General features: G+C 58.8%; 18 protein-coding genes. 10 read left to right on the plus strand and 8 right to left on the minus strand.

All coding sequences use genetic code 11. The features are described from left to right. Positions 1 to 186 precede the first annotated feature (186 nt). Positions 187 to 2,688: a heavy metal translocating P-type ATPase gene (locus tag KUG85_RS20700; RefSeq protein ID WP_223006726.1), complete on the minus strand. Its 2,502-nt coding sequence runs from the start codon at positions 2,686 to 2,688 to the stop codon at positions 187 to 189. Positions 2,689 to 2,846: 158 nt separating this feature from the next. Next, positions 2,847 to 3,314 (minus strand): Fur family transcriptional regulator, encoded by a 468-nt coding sequence (locus KUG85_RS20705; protein WP_223006727.1) that lies wholly within the window; start codon positions 3,312 to 3,314, stop codon positions 2,847 to 2,849. Between the two features lie 357 nt (positions 3,315 to 3,671). On the opposite strand from KUG85_RS20705, the gene KUG85_RS20710 reads away from it, so the two are divergent. Both KUG85_RS20710 and KUG85_RS20715 read left to right on the plus strand, forming a co-directional pair. After that, positions 3,672 to 4,988 carry a cytochrome b gene (locus tag KUG85_RS20710; protein ID WP_223006728.1) on the plus strand — a complete coding sequence of 439 codons (1,317 nt, stop codon included), beginning with the start codon at positions 3,672 to 3,674 and terminating at the stop codon, positions 4,986 to 4,988. 21 nt (positions 4,989 to 5,009) lie between these two features. Then, complete coding sequence (locus tag KUG85_RS20715; RefSeq protein WP_223006729.1) at positions 5,010 to 5,816, plus strand: universal stress protein; 807 nt, start codon at positions 5,010 to 5,012, stop codon at positions 5,814 to 5,816. 93 nt (positions 5,817 to 5,909) lie between these two features. On the opposite strand, the gene lspA is transcribed toward KUG85_RS20715, so the two are convergent. Continuing rightward, complete coding sequence (gene lspA / locus KUG85_RS20720) at positions 5,910 to 6,407, minus strand: signal peptidase II (RefSeq protein ID WP_223006730.1); 498 nt, start codon at positions 6,405 to 6,407, stop codon at positions 5,910 to 5,912. Positions 6,408 to 6,608: 201 nt separating this feature from the next. Here lspA and KUG85_RS20725 point away from each other — a divergent pair, with 201 nt between their 5' ends. Continuing rightward, positions 6,609 to 7,211: a transglutaminase-like cysteine peptidase gene (locus KUG85_RS20725; protein WP_223006731.1), complete on the plus strand. Its 603-nt coding sequence runs from the start codon at positions 6,609 to 6,611 to the stop codon at positions 7,209 to 7,211. On the opposite strand, the gene lnt is transcribed toward KUG85_RS20725, so the two are convergent. After that, positions 7,195 to 8,709, minus strand: a complete 1,515-nt coding sequence (gene lnt, locus KUG85_RS20730; RefSeq protein ID WP_223006732.1) for an apolipoprotein N-acyltransferase — start codon at positions 8,707 to 8,709, stop codon at positions 7,195 to 7,197. The genes KUG85_RS20725 and lnt overlap by 17 nt on opposite strands. Positions 8,710 to 8,800: 91 nt before the next feature. Next, positions 8,801 to 9,529 (minus strand): cytochrome c biogenesis CcdA family protein, encoded by a 729-nt coding sequence (locus KUG85_RS20735; protein WP_223006733.1) that lies wholly within the window; start codon positions 9,527 to 9,529, stop codon positions 8,801 to 8,803. A 202-nt stretch (positions 9,530 to 9,731) separates the two neighbouring features. On the opposite strand from KUG85_RS20735, the gene KUG85_RS20740 reads away from it, so the two are divergent. The 7 genes from KUG85_RS20740 (at position 9,732) to KUG85_RS20770 (ending at position 14,702) form a co-directional block, all read left to right on the plus strand. Beyond that, the gene (locus tag KUG85_RS20740) at positions 9,732 to 10,883 is read left to right on the plus strand and encodes a cell wall hydrolase (protein WP_074896900.1); all 1,152 of its coding nucleotides are present in this window, start codon (positions 9,732 to 9,734) and stop codon (positions 10,881 to 10,883) included. Positions 10,884 to 10,887: 4 nt separating this feature from the next. Continuing rightward, positions 10,888 to 11,508, plus strand: a complete 621-nt coding sequence (locus tag KUG85_RS20745; RefSeq protein WP_244532635.1) for a methyltransferase family protein — start codon at positions 10,888 to 10,890, stop codon at positions 11,506 to 11,508. A gap of 285 nt (positions 11,509 to 11,793) precedes the next feature. Continuing rightward, complete coding sequence (locus KUG85_RS20750) at positions 11,794 to 12,090, plus strand: manganese efflux pump MntP (protein WP_074896903.1); 297 nt, start codon at positions 11,794 to 11,796, stop codon at positions 12,088 to 12,090. Between the two features lie 154 nt (positions 12,091 to 12,244). Then, positions 12,245 to 12,604, plus strand: coding sequence for a TFIIB-type zinc ribbon-containing protein (locus KUG85_RS20755; RefSeq protein ID WP_074896924.1), 360 nt, complete (start codon positions 12,245 to 12,247; stop codon positions 12,602 to 12,604). Positions 12,605 to 12,625: 21 nt separating this feature from the next. Continuing rightward, entirely contained in the window at positions 12,626 to 13,369 is a 744-nt protein-coding gene (locus KUG85_RS20760; RefSeq protein WP_074896906.1) for a DsbA family protein, read from the plus strand. Between the two features lie 267 nt (positions 13,370 to 13,636). Next, positions 13,637 to 14,227: a class I SAM-dependent methyltransferase gene (locus tag KUG85_RS20765; protein WP_240532837.1), complete on the plus strand. Its 591-nt coding sequence runs from the start codon at positions 13,637 to 13,639 to the stop codon at positions 14,225 to 14,227. Between the two features lie 19 nt (positions 14,228 to 14,246). Continuing rightward, positions 14,247 to 14,702, plus strand: coding sequence for a pseudoazurin (locus KUG85_RS20770; RefSeq protein ID WP_009452593.1), 456 nt, complete (start codon positions 14,247 to 14,249; stop codon positions 14,700 to 14,702). Between the two features lie 128 nt (positions 14,703 to 14,830). Here KUG85_RS20770 and KUG85_RS20775 read toward each other — a convergent pair whose 3' ends face one another. Genes KUG85_RS20775 through KUG85_RS20785 form a run of 3 tightly spaced genes read right to left on the minus strand, consistent with a single transcriptional unit; the run spans position 14,831 to position 17,305 of the window. Further along, a complete protein-coding gene (locus KUG85_RS20775) occupies positions 14,831 to 15,889 on the minus strand; it encodes a flavin-containing monooxygenase (protein ID WP_009452594.1) in 1,059 nt (352 codons plus the stop codon). Continuing rightward, positions 15,889 to 16,437 carry a L,D-transpeptidase gene (locus tag KUG85_RS20780; RefSeq protein WP_009452595.1) on the minus strand — a complete coding sequence of 183 codons (549 nt, stop codon included), beginning with the start codon at positions 16,435 to 16,437 and terminating at the stop codon, positions 15,889 to 15,891. Before KUG85_RS20780 ends, KUG85_RS20775 begins: the two co-directional genes overlap by 1 nt. 46 nt (positions 16,438 to 16,483) lie before the next feature. Beyond that, positions 16,484 to 17,305: a peptidylprolyl isomerase gene (locus KUG85_RS20785; protein WP_255606522.1), complete on the minus strand. Its 822-nt coding sequence runs from the start codon at positions 17,303 to 17,305 to the stop codon at positions 16,484 to 16,486. Positions 17,306 to 17,353: the final 48 nt, after the last annotated feature.

The following is a 17,353-nucleotide window of genomic DNA, read 5'->3' on the forward strand; positions in this document are numbered from 1 at the left end:
CGATCCACCCGGATAGCAGATCGGCAGTGACGATCATGAGAATGGCAAGCCGAAACGCCAGGCTACCCCAAACCCTCCCTGTCATACGCCTTCTTCCGCGTGTTCCGGCGGCATCCGCGAGGGTTCCAACCCGCACTGACTACCGGCTTACCGGCCGTCGTAAGAGGTGCGCCGTGTCTTCGGGGTCTAAGCCGCCGCTCGATAGGGATCACGATAAGCGAGCAGTCGCAAGGCGTTGAAGACCACGAGAAGGGTTGAGCCTTCGTGCACCGCAACCGCCGCGCCAATGCTCAATCCGAAAATCGTCGCTGGTACGAGCACGGCGACGATGCCGAGGCTGACGACGACGTTCTGGAGGATGATCGAGCGGGTCTGGCGGCTGAGCCCGACCGCGAAGGGCAGGTGCGACAGATCATCAACCATCAGCGCCACATCGGCCGTCTCCAGCGCCACATCGGAGCCAGCCGCGCCCATTGCGATGCCGACCGTGGCGCTCGCCATCGCCGGTGCGTCGTTGACGCCGTCGCCGACCATGGCGACCTTGCCTTTGGACCGCAGTTTCTTGATTGCCTCCACCTTGTCCTCGGGCATCAGATCGCCCCAAGCCTCGTCGAGTCCGACGTCTTTCGCGATTGCGTCGGCGACCTTCTGATTGTCCCCCGAGATCATGATCATGCGCGTGACGCCGATCTCGTGCAGCTTAGCTAGGGCATCGCGTGCGGCGCCGCGCGGCGTGTCCATCAATCCGATCACACCAAGATCACGATCGCCGCGGCGGACGACCATCGTGGTGCGGCCGCCGTCGCGCAGCCGCGTCACGGCTTCCATCATCGCCCGGCTCAGAGCCGGAACACCCTCGCTTCCGAACATCTCGGCCTTGCCGATCCAGACTGTCTGACCATCGACAGTCGCCGTCACGCCCTTGCCGGTGAGGCTTTTGAGATCGGACGCGGCGGCGGCAACCTTTCCGCTCAACTTTTCCCTGCCGTCGCGCACGATCGCCTCCGCCAGCGGATGGTCGCTCAGGCTCTCCACGGCGATAGCCACCTCCAGCAGTTCCTGCTCGGTGATGCCGTCGGCGGCGACGATATCGGTGATGCGGGGCCTGCCCTCCGTCAACGTCCCGGTCTTGTCGAAGGCAATCGCCGTCAGCGAGCCAAGGTTCTCGAGCGGTCCGCCACCCTTGACCAAGACACCCCCGCGTGCCGCACGAGCGACACCCGACAGGACGGCGCTTGGCGTCGCGATCGCGAGCGCGCAAGGGCTGGCAGCCACCAGCACGGCCATCGCCCGATAGAAGCTGTCGCGGAACGGCTCGTCTATGACGACCCAACCGAACAGCATCAGGATCGCGAGCACCAGGACCGCTGGCACGAAGATTCGCTCGAACTTCTCGGTGAAACGCTGCGTCGGCGACTTCTGCGCTTCTGCTTCGCTCACCATCTTGACGACCTTGGCAAGCGCACTTTCGGTAGATCTTCGCGTCACCTCGATCTCGATCGCACCCGCACCATTGATCGTGCCGGCAAAGACCCGCGAAGCGCCGTCAACGGAATCAGGCCGCGCACGAGCCGCTGCGACATCGGCAACCGGACGCTTGTCGACCGGGATACTCTCCCCTGTCACTGGCGCCTGATTGACGCTGGTCGTACCCTTGCTAAGGAAGCCGTCGGCGGGAAGACGCTCATTCGGGCGAACAACGACGATGTCGCCGACCACGAGCTCCTCAACCGGAATTTCTGCCGTCTCGCCCTCGCGCCTGACGGTCGCGACCGATGGAGCAAGCTCCGCCAGAGCCTCGATGGCACGCTTGGCGCGGCCCATGGCGTAGTGTTCAAGCGCATGGCCCAGGCTGAACAGGAAAAGCAGCAGAGCGCCTTCTGCGAACGCGCCGAGCGCTGCCGCGCCAGCAGCCGCGACCAGCATCAACGTGTCGATCTCAAATCGCTTGAGGCGGAGATTGTCGATAGCCTCGCGCAAGGTGAAGAAGCCGCCGAAGAAGTAGGCCGCGATGTAGCAGGCGGTGGGGAGCCACCCTGGCGCGCCTGACACCAACTTCTCGATCGCGTAACCGATCCCCAACAGCGCACCGCATGTGAGCGCAAAGATCAGTTCCGTGTTGGGCCCGAGGAATTCACCGTGCGAATGATCGTGGCCATCACCTTCGGAGTGTCGCTCCCCAGGCCCATGATCATGGCCGGCATGCGCATCCTGTTTTCCCGCCAACGCCGGCGAGGCGTCGCCCACCCGCTTGACGCCCAAGTCGCGCATCGAAGACGCGATACTGTCTTCAGAGATCGTGCTGCGATCGAATTCGATATGCACAAGGCCGGCAGCACTCGCCTCGGCTTCGAGTATTCCGTCTAAAGACCGCAGCTTTGCAGCGACGGTGCGGGCCCGACGTTCGTGACCGATCCCGGAGACATTCCAGGTCAGATGCCCGAAGCGAGCTGAAATCTGCGCTCCGGCCGTCCGAGCGATCTCGCGGATCCGGGCCAGCGGCAGGATCTCCGGGTCGTAATGGAGGCATAGTTTCGCAGGCTCCGCGCCTGCACCTGCCACAATGTGGACTCTCTCGACACCCGTTCGAACCTCAAGGTCATCAGTCAGACGCTTGACGCAAGCATCTGCAACGTCGTCGATCTCAGGGAGCAGGACCGGAATGTCCAGACGAAGCTTGCTTGTCATCTAGAAATGCTCCCATGTAAAATATTCCGTGTCCGGCCAGTCGATGACATCCCCAGACAGTTCAGTAGTCGTAGCTTCGCCCCGAACACTGAAACCTGCTTGTAGAGGGGCCTTTGCGTAGCCCAACCAATACTGAAGATTGCGAGAGTGTCGAACGCTTATTTGCTCCGGTCGCGACCTCGCGGCGCCTCTTCAGGTTTCCGCTTTCGCGCTTTCGCCGGTTTTACATAGATTTCCAGCCTGTGGCTGATGATCTCAAAACCGTGCTCCTGCGCAATTTGTTGCTGAAGCTGCTCAATCTGATCAGAACGAAACTCGACCACCCGGCCTGACTCGACATCGATGAAATGGTCATGGTGTTCAGCGTCGGCGCGCTCGAAGCGAGCAGGCCCACTGCCGAAAATGTGCCTCTCAAGGATTCCTTTCTCCTCGAGAAGGCTGAGTGTTCGGTATATCGTTGAAAGCGCTATCCGTGGATCGACTTTCGTCGCACGCCGATGAAGTTCCAAAGCGTCGGGATGGTCCATCGCTTGCTGAAGAACCTCGACGATCACGCGCCGCTGGCCTGTCAAGCGAAGACCGCATTCTTTGCAGATCTTGACGATATCAATTGGATCGATCTGCATCGCAATCAGCCAATCCTGCCGGATATCATTCTATACACCAGCTCCCAAACCCCTCATTTCCCCGACCCGTGATGTCGATCGCTCCAAAATAGCACAAGTTCAGACTCATCCGCCAATGCATGGCCTGATCGACGCTGAGGCTCCCTCATATGGTTGGGATCGTCGCCCTCGCCGATCAAAAGGCGCCTAGCGGGTCGAACGGGCTACCCTCAGCGACCATGAATGCGTCGTACATCGACACTTCTGCATGTCCTTTTGTCGCATCGAAACAAGAATGCCGGCGCTTGAACCTCAAGCAACCTGAGATGTTACCGACGAGGGGAAACGTAGGCCATCTGACCGTCGAGAGGGAAGTAGATGTCGCGATCGCCGTCAGCGTATAGCCCCAAAACGCGCCTCGGACGATGGATCGATGCGCGGATGCCGCTTCCCCGGTTGGTCCACGATTCCTTTGTCTCCTATCCAGTTCCCCGCAATCTCAATTATCTCTACACATTTGGCGGCATTCTGACGCTGATGCTCGGCCTTCAGATTCTCACTGGAGTCGTGCTGGCCATGCACTACAGCACGAATACGGCCACCGCATTCAACTCCGTTGAAAAGATCATGCGCGACGTGAATTCGGGGTGGCTGCTCCGGTATCTCCATTCAAATGGCGCATCGTTCTTCTTTATCGCAGTATACATCCACATATTCCGGGGGCTATACTACGGATCATATAAAGCCCCACGCGAGCTTCTCTGGATATTGGGCTGCATCATATACCTGCTGATGATGGCGGCGGCGTTCATGGGGTACGTGCTTCCATGGGGCCAAATGAGTTTCTGGGGCGCGACCGTTATCACCGGCTTCTTCACGGCGATACCACTTGTGGGGGAGTGGATACAGCAGCTCCTTCTCGGCGGTTTCGCCGTCGACAATCCGACACTGAACCGATTTTTCGCACTGCATTATCTGCTTCCATTTATGATTGCAGGTGTTGTTGTGCTTCATGTCTGGGCATTGCACGTCACGGGTCAAACCAACCCGACAGGCATCGAAGTCAAGCACGAGACAGACACCCTGCCATTTACACCATACGCAACCGTGAAGGACGCATTTGGAGCCATAGTGTTTCTACTCGTGTTTGCATATTTCGTCTTTTACATACCGAACTACTTAGGCCACCCAGACAACTACGTTGAGGCCGACTCTCTGAAGACGCCGGCGAAGATCGTCCCGGAATGGTACTTTCTTCCATTCTATGCGATCCTCCGCGCCGTGACGTTCAACATCGGACCGATCGACTCGAAGCTAGGGGGTGTCCTGGCAATGTTTGGAGCGATCGCGGTGCTCTTCTTCGTGCCGTGGCTCGATACATCGAAAGTGCGATCCGCAGTGTATCGCCCGTGGTATAAAGTGTTCTTTTGGTTGTTTGCGGCAAACGCCCTTTTCTTGGGATGGCTCGGGGCCAAACCGGCGGATGGCATATATGTCGTGTTGATGCAGATCTCGACGGTCATTTATTTCGCGTTCTTTCTGGTGGTGATGCCTGTGCTGGGCTTGGTCGAGACGCCTCGAAGGTTGCCCAACTCGATAACCGAAGCGGTTTTGTCCTCAGCTACGCGGAAGCGTGGCAGCGCTTCCACGCAGGGTGGGAACGCAAGCCCGCAGAACAATGAGCATATCGTTTGAACAGGCCATAGGAGCTCTACCGTGACGGACTTCCGCGAAATCGTTGTCGATGCATGTCCACGGAGTAACCTTACCGGGACCCTCGAATTCTGCCGTGAGCTGGCCAAGGCGTTCGACGCAAGAATCTCCGTCGCTTCCTACGCATGGCCGAAAACGTCGATGAAGGACGTCTTGGCTCCGAACGTTTTCTGGGCCGAAGAGCAGACCAGATTGATGGAGCGCGCACTGGCATCCAGTCGGAGCATGGTCGACAAGGTCTTTGGCGCCGATTCTGAGCAGGTCCACTGGTGTTCGGGAATTGGCGAACCCACCGCTGCAATGCAGGCACACCTCCTGACCGCAGACTTGCTGATCACGGATTCATCCGATGAAGACGAAAGCGTGTTGCCGAACCCGGCTCACGTCGCCCTTGGTTCCGGCGTGCCCGTGCTGCGCCTGGGGCGCTCGGTTGCGAACGCTCGCTTCCCCCGCATTCTGGTCGCTTGGAAGGACACCGCGCAAGCCCGACGCGCGGTTCATGATGCCCTCCCTCTGCTTGTCCGCGCCGAAAGTGTTTCTGTCGTCGGGGTCGGCGATGAGGTTTCGAGCGAACGGCTCGACGCCGTTGCGACGCACTTGCGTTCCCATGGCGCAAAAGCGCAATATTTGCACCTTCCCAACACCGCCGGAGATGCGTGCTCGAGCTTGCTTGAGCAGGCCGGTCGGGAGAGATCGGACCTGATTGTGACTGGCGTCTTCGGACGCAATTCACTCGCCGAACGCGTCTTTGGGGGCGTAACCACGGAAATGCTGAGGAGCACCGAAATCTGCTGGTTCATGTCTCACTGACTTTGAGTTCAGCGTTTGCATATGATCAATGACCATCAAGGCGGCACGAGCTATCGAACAAGCGCTCGATCCGGATCGTTGTGCGCAACGGCATCATCCAGCAGGTTGCCCGGGCCTAGAGCGGAAAGAATCTGCAATCAAAATTGCCGCTCCAAGGACAATCGCGATATCAGCGGTATTGAATGTCGGCCAATGCCAGGCGCCTAAATGCAGGTCGATGAAATCAGTAACCGCGCCTTGTCGCATTCGGTCGTAGATATTCCCGCTCGCACCTCCCGCTATCAGTCCCAGCGCGATGGTATGGCCGTTCGTCTTTGCATAAAGCATCCAAATAAACAGAAATCCGACAACGACCGATGTCAGGAATGACAGCGAAGAAGGAGCGCTGGAAAAATAGCCGGACAGGATTCCGAAGCTGATCCCTGTATTGTAAGAAAGCACAATATTGAGAAATGCGTTTATATAAATTTCTCTTGGCGGGCTCATGATAATCTCGACGATTACAAACTTGGACATTTGATCGATCGAGAACGCCAAAGCCACGCAGGCGAGACCGATGAGAACTCGAGTTGAATTTGCGGATCGCTTCACCGTCATCCTCCGTCACGTTCGGGGATGAGAGTTTCGTCGCTCTAGCGGCTTGAGCTTCAATCGCCGGCAGGCAGCTTCCTGTGGAAAGCCGGGGGCGTGGATCGGCACTTCACGAAGTCGTGCCTCGCGCGCGATGGACGCCGACCTTACGAGCCGTTAAGGGTTTGGTAATATCGGTTAAAGTCGACGGGAGATTGGGGAGTGACCGCCCAAAAGTCGATCGCTGCTTTGTGTGCGGTAGCCGCTTTGACGTTGGGCGCCGGTGGTGCATGGGCCCATCCATCTGCGATGATGACAGGAAGCCTGACATCGCAACCGATTGGACACTATGAGTTCTGCAAGCGTAACGCTTCAGAATGCTCAATTCGCTCTCGCGACGTGACGCCACTGAAAATGTCGATGGATCTCCTCGGGCGTCTGGAGAAACTCACGGTGACCGTGAATCAGGCCATAAAGCCGAAAAGCGACCTCGATCTATATGGCAAGGAAGAATTCTGGACCTATCCCGTAGATGCGGGCGACTGCGAGGACTATGCGCTGGCGAAGCGCCGCGTTCTGATGGAAGACGGCATCTCAGCATCGAACCTGCTCCTGACTGTGTTGCGACGCCCGAACGGCGACGGGCATGCGGTGCTGACCGTTCGAACCGACGGAGGGGACATTGTTCTCGATAATCTCACGGACACGGTTTTGAACTGGGATGAAACCGGATACACCTACCTAAAGCGACAAGCGATTGATCATACCGGTCGATGGGTTTCGATACGAGACGGGGACACGCCGCTTGTCAGCTCCGTTCACTAGTGGCCACAGAAACTCCTGCGTTTTGCCGTGATCCTCGTGGGGCGACCGCCCCGGCGACAATGAGCAGCGCTATGGACACCACGGCAGGAATGTTTCCAGCCCGGCGGAACAATGTCTCAGTAAGCGCGGGGCCGGGCAATGATCCATCGATGACCCCGCTGACGTTCAGGGGAAGCATCTCCGTCACCCGACCATAGCTGTCGACGATCGCGCTGACACCGGTGTTGGCCGCCCGGATGAGCGGCAGACCCGCCTCAAGCGCTCTCGCTCGCGCAGCAAGGAAATGCTGGTAGGGTCCCGCGGAAATGCCGAACCATGCGTCATTCGTGACGTTCAGGATCCACCCTGCTTCGTCGTCGCCCGAACGCGGAAATATTGCCTCATAGCAGATCAAGACCCTCGCGGCTGGCAATCCGACAAGCTGGATCGGTGCGCTGCTCTCACCCGGAACGTAGTCGATATCGCCGACAGTCATTTTCGTGACGCGGAGAACCCTCTTGAAAGGGGTGAACTCACCGAAGGGCACCAATCGCCTCTTGTCGTAGTCCGCGACGACAGCCCCCTTCTCATCGAGTACGAGAACGCTGTTCAGCAGGGCAGGATCATCAGCGCGCCGCTCAGGAGCCTCCCTGACCGCCCCGAAGAGAAGCATGCCCCCGGTCGGTACGCTGGCGGTGAGGGCTGGCGGGATGTTACGGCCAGCTTCAAACAGGACGGGATACGACGTCTCGGGCCAGACTACGTAGCGTGGCCGATCGCTTTCACCAGACGTGCTGAGCGCCAGAAGTTGGTCGAGTATTGCGTTCGCTTGGCCGGCCGCCCACTTCTGGTTTTGCGGGATGTTCGGCTGTACGATCCGCACGCGCGGTCCATTTTCCCCGATGTCGGTCGCGGCCAGGCGCAGCGCCCCGCCAGTCCATAGAGCGGCGAAAGCGATCGTTGGCACCAGGATCAGAAGGAGTGCCGCGGAACGACGGCCCAGCTTGTACTTCTCGGTGATCAGGAGCGGCAAAATCGCCAGGAGAACTGTCAGAAGCCCGAGGCCATAGATGCCCGTGACCGAAATGGCCTGAAGAACTTCATCGCTGAATCCCCAAGCGTATCCAATGAGATTCCAAGGGAACCCCGTCAGTATGGCGCCGCGGGCCATCTCCGCGATGGACCACGTGGCCGGGAGGACAAAGAATGTACCTGGTCCCGATCCGCCGAGATAGCGAGCAGTCATAGCCGCGGATGCAGGAAACAAAGCCAGCAACGTCGAAAGAGCGGTCACCGCGGGCCAGGCCAGCATTCCAAATTGTTCGGCTTCGACCGCGAAGCTCTCGGTGATCCAGCTCAGGCCAACGATGAATTGACCCAGGCCGAAGGCCCATCCTGCAACGAATGCAGCCAGGACGCTTGGGCTGTGGCGTGTCAGAAAGGCGAACGCGGCAAGACCCAAATATGCGAGAGGAAAGACGAAATAGGGTGCGAACCCCAGACCGCTCAGGCCGCCCATCGTGACTGCAATGGGGACGCAGTAACGATAGCGCCACTTGATCCGCGAAATCGGATCGGTTCCAGTTCGTCGTGGATGGTGCCACACCGGCCTAACCGATGTAGCCTAGGCCCGGAAAGCGCTCGAGCAGCCAGAATGCGATCAACGAGAGACGGCCTGTCATCATCAACATTCCCATAGCGATCATGATGCCGCCGGCAAGCACGTTGAGGATATGGCCGGCATATCGCATGCGCTTGAACCCGGCCGCGACGCTGCTGAAGGCGACCGCAACTATCAGAAAGGGGATTCCTAGCCCGACGCTATAGGCTGCGAGGAGAACTGCACCGCTTCCGGCAGATACCGCCGCAAGGGTAAGGATCGAGCCGAGCACCGGGCCAATGCACGGCGTCCATCCAAACGCGAATGTAAGTCCAAGCGTATAGGCCCCGACTGGGCCCGATATCGTCTGCGGCCCCGGCAGTCTGAAATCTCTAAGGAGCGCCGGTATCTTGATCAGTCCTGTCATCACAAGGCCGAAACAGATGAGCAGCGCCCCACCAAGGAGATTTGCCTCGACACTGTACCGCAGGAGAATGCCGCCGAACGCCTGCGCGCCAAGCCCAAGCATCACGAAGACGGTGGAGAACCCGGCTATGAAAAAAAGCGCTGACCAGACGACCTTGATGCGATCGGCGAGCCGCTTGGACGCAGGATCGACGCCGCTGGATACGAACGAAAGATAGCCCGGCACGAGCGGGAGAACGCATGGTGAAACGAATGATATGGCACCCGCCAAAATGGCTGTGAGAAGTCCGATGGCTGAGACATCGATCGCCAAGGCTGTCGTCCTTCCCCTGTCGACTACAATTCCGGGTTCACCCCGTTTGCATATCGGTCTAAATGCTCAAGCGACATGAGGTTCAATGGAAGCCCGGAGAAGCCTGCCGTGACATTGCGACGCGCAGTCGCAGTAGTGTTAACGTTCCATCAAGGTTAACAATCGATTCTCCTTCTGCGTGGGGCATCCGGAGAATGAGATATTGCGGTCCAAACCGAAAGCCGCTTTCGAGCGACGATCATCGAACCGCCATCAGCGTGTCCTCGCGCTTCTCGGCGCGAGTTGGTTCGTGTTCGGCTTCGCATCGCCCACGGGGATCCAGGGCACCAAATCCGAGTTGGGAATCGCTCCCGGGCCGGATCGCTGGGCGGTATATGTCGAGCAGGCCGACAACTGCTCTCACCTGAAGGAACTCCGGCTGCCCGGTGCCGCCATTCCTGGCGATGACGAAAACCTGGATCTGGTGCTCGGCGGTCAACGGGTCAATTTGCGGGCGGATCGAGAGGTTTCTTTCACGCCCCAGCGGGTGGTTGAAGAAGCGAAGAAACCACGTCTGGTCAGCGTAGCGTATCGGAAAGACTTGGAGCCCCCTGTTGGAGAGCAGGCGTTGGCTTCGCGGCTACTTTCGTCGGGGACCGACGCGTCATACTTTCTGCGGGGCTTTTCAAAGCAGGCAGATCCCGAAATGGTGGCGGGCCTGTCTACGTTTCATAGCCCAGCAGACGACCGTCTGGCCGGTGTACCGGCGGCGCTCGCCGATCTGGTCAATAACGATGGCGCCGACATCCTGGCCACGGCCTACGCCCCAAAGGATGAATTCCATGCGTCTTCCGATGCCTTCGTGGCTTTGCTCGGCGCCGACAAGGCCGCCGGTCGCTTCGTTCCGCCTACGACGGAAGGTGACCACGATTGGATGAAGCAGCCTCTACCGGGATCCGTCTTTTCGACAGCCGAGCAAAAGTGCCTTGCTACCGCAATTTATTTCGAGGCACGGGGCGAAGAGGTGAGGGGGCAGGCCGCGGTCGCGCAGGTCATTCTCAATCGGGTGCGCAATCCTGCTTATCCGGCAAGTGTCTGCAAGGTCGTGTATCAAAATGAGAACTGGACAAATAGATGCCAGTTCTCGTTCGCATGCGACGGAATTCCAGATGACATCGTTGATCGGCGCGCTTATCTTCTCGCCAAGGAGGTCGCCATGGCCGTGACGGGGGGCAAGATATTCCTGCCTGAAGTGGCGTCCTCGACGCACTATAATGCAACCTATGTCAGTCCGCGCTGGGCACGCTCCATGGAGCGCATGACCCAAATCGGATCGCACATCTTTTACCGCACCTTTGCTGGTGGCTGGAGTTAATTCATTGTTGAAGCAGATACACGGAAGATCACCCGTAGAAAAAAAACGAACATTCATTACCTGGATGCTGGCACCAGCATGGCTTGCATTACTGGTCGCGACCCAGCCGGAAGGATTTGAGACCCTGGGTTACAGTCTGATAGAGTTTTTGGGGTTCTTCCTGGTATTTGGCGCAGTTCTCGGAAGACTTTGGTGCACCCTGTATATCGGGGGGCGTAAGGATGCGGAACTGTGCCAGAGGGGGCCGTATTCGCTAAGTCGGAATCCACTATATTTCTTCTCGTTTCTCGGGCTCGTGGGCGTATGCCTTGCTGCTCAGAACATATTGTTAATGATTATTAGCGCATCGGCATTCATTCTTTACTATCGATCAGTAATCTTAAATGAAGAGAGGCGCCTCCTTTCGCTCTTTGGGGCTGATTATGTGCTCTATATGGCCCGGGTCCCTCGGTTCTTTCCCAGATTGGATTATCCAGACGGTGAAGATACTGTGATTGTGAACGCTTCTGCATTCATCCGATCGCTGAGGGATGTCGCGTGGTTCCTCGTCGCAATTGTCGGCATTGAAGTGATTGAAGAATTGCGCCAAGCGGCAGTGATCTCTGGCTGGCAACTCCCATTGTAGGCTGGCCCGCTCCGTGTGGTGCTGCGTCGACGGCGTCACGCGAAGCCAGGCCGGATGCAAATGAGTATTAAGTGTTCATCTTGCTGACTGATCTGCCTCGCGCTCCTATCTCCCGGCCAATCAGGCAGTAGTCGCGGCGAACGCGCGGGCCGTGTCAACAGGCTTGCGTATATGCGCAAGTTGCGGTCAGCCGGATCAATGGCCCGACAAGATTGTGGCGCCACTGCCCCATGCGGACGAGCATGGGTTGGCGCCCCCGTAGATGTCCGTCGGGGTCGTTGTCCCATGTCGCTCTTCGTCAATGCCATGCTCGCCCTGAGCATGTCGATCGAGGCCTTTACAGTCTCTGTCGGAGAAGGAACCGCCATCGGTTCACCGCCCCTGAGCGATGCGTTACGGACAGGTTCGATCTTCGGCATTATCGAGGCGACAACGCCCATTCTCGGTTGGATCGCCGGCGTTGCAGCCAGCCGCTTTGTACAGACTGTCGAACATTGGATTGCCTTCGCCCTCCTCGCGGGGAGGTCTCGCACTTTGCGGCCTGGGGACGATGATCCTGCTCGAACCCTCTCACCGATGTGAAAAGACACTTGAAATCGTGGCAGCGCAACAGCTTAGCGGCGGCGCCTTCCAAAAGGGAGCTGCGACATTTGAGCTCTTGAACCTCAACCTGCTCGAGGTCCTACCTTTCCTTTGGCGCGGTGCGTCGGTGCACTCAAATAGGTTGGATATCGCGATGTCAGGTACACTTCTAAACTCGCTAGGACCAGGCGACAAAGCCCCCGGGGTTCTTTGTCCACATTGCAGGATCGACCTCGTCATGAGCGAGCGTCAGGGTATCGAAATCGACTACTGCCCGAAATGTCGCGGCGTGTGGCTGGATCGCGGCGAACTCGACAAGATAATCGAACGGAGCGCGGCGGAAGAGGCCCAGTACGCCCAGGGACAAGCCGGTCGCGGCCGTGCGCAAGCGTCCTCACGCAACACATCGAATGACTGCCGTGAAGATCACCGCCGCGACTATAGCAACCATGATCGTCATGGCGGACACCATGGTCGAAGGCACGGTTCTTTCCTCGGCCGATTGTTCGACTGACACCCCGCCAGGAGCGGAATCATGAAAGCTGCGCGCATTGGTCGGCTAGGATGGTACGCGATTGCCGTGTTGATAACGGCCTCGCCGGCCTATGCCCAATCGATCGATCGCGCGGAGGTCGAGAAGATCGTCCGCGAATACATCATGCAAAACCCGGAGATCATCGAGGAAGCACTTACGGAGCTTGAGAAGCGGAACCAAGCAGTTCAGGCCGAGGCCAGGTCACAAGCGATATTGGCCGAGACTGATGCGTTGCTCCGATCGAGCGACGATGTGATCTTGGGAAACCCGGACGGGAATGCTACGCTCGTCGAATTCTTTGACTTCAACTGCGGCTATTGCAAGCGGGCGGCGCCTGACGTCAAGGCGCTTGTCGCCGAGGATCCCAAGCTGCGGATCGTCTTGAAGGATTTTCCCATTCTTGGACCGGGTTCGGTCGAGGCCGCGAAAGTGGCTCTGGCCGTGAAGCGCGTTGCCGGCGCCGCCGCCGCGCGTGATTTCCATGTCAGATTGATCGGAATGCAGGGACAGATAAACGCTAGCCGGGCCCTGGCCCTGACCGAAGAGATGGGACTCGACCGCAAGAAGCTGTCGGAAGAAATGGCTACTCCGGCGGTCGAGGCCGTCATCGTGGCAAACCTCGCGCTGGCGCAGCGGCTCGGCCTGACAGGAACGCCCTCGTTCGTCGTCGGAGATCAAATCATCGAGGGCGCCGTTGGAAAGGGACCGCTTGCCGATGCAATCGAAGCGGTCCGCCAGAAATGAGCTCTCCGAAGACGAATCCTCTGCCTCTTTGCACGGCAACCCTGTCATCCGATTTCGGTACCGTCTATTGAAGCACCTCGCCAACCCAGCCTCACTGTCGCACCCGACGATCAGCAGCCACCCGCGCGCCATGCCATGTCGCTTGGCAAGAATGGTTGGCGCGAGATGTCTCAAATGCCGCAGCGTTTGACATTCCTACGCCAATGGCTCGCCCATCCCCTGAGGGTAGGGTCGGTGCTCCCCTCAGGAACGTCTCTGGCCCACTTGATGACAAAGGCAATCGACCGCAACACGGAGTCAGTTCTCGAACTTGGACCCGGCACCGGCGTCTTCACCGAGGCTCTCGTAAAACGTGGCTTGGTGCCGGAACAGCTGACGCTGGTCGAACTGGACGAGAGATTTGCTTACTTGCTCACGCGCCGGTTTCCGGGCGCTCGAATTGTCCAGGGCAGTGCGGCTCGCTTATCAGGGGCGGGCATCGGGAGCGATGTCGCATACGGTGCGGTTATCAGCGGGTTGCCGCTCCTTTCGATGCCCTCGCGCACGGTATTTCGCATTGTTGAGGGCGTGGCGCGCAGACTCGGGCCCAGCGGCAATCTCTATCAATTCACCTATGGCGCTCGGTGCCCGGTTGCGCACGCCATACTTGAGAGGCTGGGCCTGGAGGCGCATTTGCTCGGGACCGTCATATGGAACCTGCCGCCGGCGTCGGTCTATCGGATTTCACGTACTCGGGTTGATCCGAAGGTGACATCAGCGTCCGAACCGCATGTGACGTCAGACGCCCATACAGCTCTCATCCATAAGCAAAACCCGACCGTGATGTGTTGGGAAGGGGAACGGGTTTCCCGTCAATAGAAAGAGCAAGGAGTTCGATATGTTCACGAGACGCGAGATGCTGGCCGGCACAACGGCATTTGCAGTCCTCGCGGCACTGCCCGCGCGAGCACAGACCGGTGTCAACCATAAAGTCCAGATGCTGAACAAAGGGAAGAAGGGCGCAATGGTTTACGAGCCGGACTTCGTGGCTGCTTCCCCCGGCGATACCATAACCTTCTTTCCAACCGACAAGTCCCACAACGCCGAGAGCATAAAAGGGATGCTGCCGGAAAATGCGCTCCCGTTCAAAGGCAAGCTGAATGAACAGATCACCATCACCATCGAGAAGGAGGGCGTCTATGGCGTAAAATGTGTCCCGCACTACGGAATGGGGATGGTGATGCTTATCGCCGTAGGGACGCCAAGCAACCTGGATGAAGCCGGGGCAGTCAAGCATCCGCCAAAAGCAAAAAAGCGGTTCGACGAGCTGCTTTCTGAAGTTCCCGCGGCTTGATCCATTCCGGATTGCGCCAGTAACTGTGGATGGCAGCGTACGAACACCCGGTGACGAAATTGCATGCTGCCATCTCTGGGAAGAAAAGCGTCGAAACCCCTTGAATACGATGTTTCGACGCTTGACGACTATGGCTTCGCTCTGTCCGACAGCAATCGCTGGACAACAATCTCGCCGTCTGGTCCCGCACCCATGATGAGCGCCGATGCTCGATTGCTTTGCCAAGGCCGGCCGACAAAGTAGATGCCTTTCACCGGCGAGATACCGGCTTCGTGCAGGAATGCTCCGTCATGCGCCTTGGCGCCTTCGATATCGAGCCATGTTGTGTCGTCCCGATAGCCGACCGCCCATATGACCGTCCGGATGTCCGCCGACGTACCGTCGGCAAACCGGGCCACTTGACCGCTTGCTTCAGTAAGGCGTGGCAGCACGCGGATGCCTCGCTTGGCCAGGCTTTCGATGCTCCGGTCACGATCAGGAAACGCATCGGATTGTCTAAGCTTTCTGCCAATCCGCGACTCCGCGGGGGCTCTCAGTACGCCAAACAGGTTGAGCCACCACCAGATGGACTTGCCAAGCACTCGCTCGGGAAAGAGCTTGCGAGGCTTGCTCGTCGCCAGCATGACGGACTGCCTTTGTCGCGCTTCCACAGCGATATCCCGGCCGCTTGCTCCATCTCCGACCACCAGGACCGGACCGTCAGGCAGCTGGTTCGGATTGCGGTAGGTTTCGGTGGTCAGCTGGAGCACCTCGTGTCCGAACTGCGCGGCCACCTTCGGCACAAGCGCGACCTGGAATGCTCCGGTCGCGACGATCACCTCGCTGGCGTTGATACGCGACCCGTCATCCAATGCAGCTTCAAAACCGTCGTCTCCAGCCTTCGAGAGGCGGGTCAGACGTAGACCAAGCCGGATCGGCAGTCGGAAGCGTGTAGCATATGCTTCAAGATAGTCGGCGAACTCGTCGCGGCTCGCATAAAGTTCCCGGTTTCCCGCCAGGTCCAGTCCCGGTAGGGCGCTGAACTGACGTGGCGTGAACAAAGTGAGCGAGTCGTACCGGACACGCCAGTTGTCGCCCACCCGCCGATGGCTGTCGACGATGGTGAACTGCAGACCAGCCTCCTTGAGATAGTACCCGGTCGCGAGACCGGCCTGGCCGGCCCCAACGACAAGGACGCGCTTTTCCATCACACCACGACGACTCTGGCTCCTACGGGCACACGCTCATAAAGATCCTCGACATGCTCGTTCACCATCCTGATGCAGCCATTGGAAACAGACTTGCCGATGGTCCAGGGCTCCGTCGTTCCGTGGATACGGTACAGTGTGTCGTGATTATTCCGGTAAAGGTAGAGAGCTCGGGATCCCAACGGGTTGTTGGGTCCGCCGGGGACACCGCTTGCGTAGCGGGCATATTTCCCCGGATCTCGGCGGATCATGTTGTCCGTCGGGCGCCAGGGCGGCCATTTTGCCTTCCTGCCGATCACGGCCGAGCCGGTAAAGGCAAGTCCCGCCTTGCCGACACCGATGCCGTATCGTCGGGCAGAGCCTGCACCACCGACAAGGTACAGATATTTCTCGCGTGGAACCACCACGATCGTTCCTGCCGGGTAGTCATATGGCGATCTTACGTTCTGTGGCAGGAAGCGTTCTTCCAGCACGAACTTGCGCCTTGCGGTGTGTGCAAGGGCCTGACCGGGCACCGCGAGCAGCGCGAACATCCCGAGGACGAGCATTCGCCTGTCAATCCGTCCCAACGAACCATCATCAATTCTTTTCGGCTCAGTGTTCATGACCGTCCTCACCCTGGGGAGGAGCGACGTCGGGAACGAGCTTTTCTATCTTCGCACCTTCCTTGAGTTCAGCAATGATCCGCCTCTCCTCGGCGGCTTTCAGAGCTTGTCGTATCTGCGGCGCCACGGATTCGAAGGACGGGGCAGGACGATTTCGGGTTTCCTCGAGCAGAACGACATGAAATCCGAAGGCGCTTGCAACCGGCGTCTGCGTGTATTCACCAGGCTGTAGAGTCGCGGCCGCCGCATCGATCTCCGGCAAGACCTGGCCTTCCGCCACAAAGCCGAGGTCTCCGCCCTTGACCCTGGAGACTTCGTCGGCCGAGCGCTCCTGCGCCAGCTCCACGAACGCCTTTCCCCCCTTCAGCGCCTCAATGACCTCGACGGCATCGCCCTCGCTGCCAAGCAAGATATGGCGAAGCCGACGCTCGGTAACCGGCGGAATCCTTGCCGCCTGTTCGTCATAGGTAGCCCTGACGACGCTGTCGGTCACCGCTTCTTCCACCTGTTGTTCCAGGAAAAGGGTGCGCAGCGTCTGATCTTCCAGAAACGCCAGCTGCCTCTTGTAGGCGTCCTGCCCGGTAACGTTTGCCGCACGGGCAGCGGCTGACACGATCTTCATGTCGATCAGTGCGTCGACCAGGATGGAACGCCTCGCATCAGGCGGCATCTGGGCGAGCTGCGGCCCGTACATCTGCTCGGCGAGGGCAAGGTCGTCTGCCGTGATATCCTGGCCATTCACACGACCGACGACATCTGTGTCCTGAGCCAGAGCCGAAGATCCGAGCGGAAAAGACAGCGTCAGGATCATCGCGCCGACGAGAAGGCCGGCATTGCTCCGTCTCCGGTTCCCGATCGT

It is taken from the genome of Nitratireductor rhodophyticola, assembly GCF_019891355.1.
GTDB lineage: Bacteria > Pseudomonadota > Alphaproteobacteria > Rhizobiales > Rhizobiaceae > Nitratireductor > Nitratireductor rhodophyticola.

Excerpts from the sequence above, each read along its gene's own strand:
- KUG85_RS20700 (WP_223006726.1), bottom strand. The coding sequence starts at position 2,688 with ATGACAAGCAAGCTTCGTCTGGACATTCCGGTCCTGCTCCCTGAGATC.
- KUG85_RS20705 (WP_223006727.1), bottom strand. The coding sequence starts at position 3,314 with ATGCAGATCGATCCAATTGATATCGTCAAGATCTGCAAAGAATGCGGT.
- KUG85_RS20710 (WP_223006728.1), top strand. The coding sequence starts at position 3,672 with ATGTCGCGATCGCCGTCAGCGTATAGCCCCAAAACGCGCCTCGGACGA.
- lnt (WP_223006732.1), bottom strand. The coding sequence starts at position 8,709 with ATGGGCGGCCTGAGCGGTCTGGGGTTCGCACCCTATTTCGTCTTTCCT.
- KUG85_RS20750 (WP_074896903.1), top strand. The coding sequence starts at position 11,794 with ATGTCGCTCTTCGTCAATGCCATGCTCGCCCTGAGCATGTCGATCGAG.
- KUG85_RS20755 (WP_074896924.1), top strand. The coding sequence starts at position 12,245 with ATGTCAGGTACACTTCTAAACTCGCTAGGACCAGGCGACAAAGCCCCC.
- KUG85_RS20760 (WP_074896906.1), top strand. The coding sequence starts at position 12,626 with ATGAAAGCTGCGCGCATTGGTCGGCTAGGATGGTACGCGATTGCCGTG.
- KUG85_RS20765 (WP_240532837.1), top strand. The coding sequence starts at position 13,637 with ATGACAAAGGCAATCGACCGCAACACGGAGTCAGTTCTCGAACTTGGA.
- KUG85_RS20770 (WP_009452593.1), top strand. The coding sequence starts at position 14,247 with ATGTTCACGAGACGCGAGATGCTGGCCGGCACAACGGCATTTGCAGTC.
- KUG85_RS20775 (WP_009452594.1), bottom strand. The coding sequence starts at position 15,889 with ATGGAAAAGCGCGTCCTTGTCGTTGGGGCCGGCCAGGCCGGTCTCGCG.
- KUG85_RS20780 (WP_009452595.1), bottom strand. The coding sequence starts at position 16,437 with ATGCTCGTCCTCGGGATGTTCGCGCTGCTCGCGGTGCCCGGTCAGGCC.
- KUG85_RS20785 (WP_255606522.1), bottom strand. The coding sequence starts at position 17,305 with ATGATCCTGACGCTGTCTTTTCCGCTCGGATCTTCGGCTCTGGCTCAG.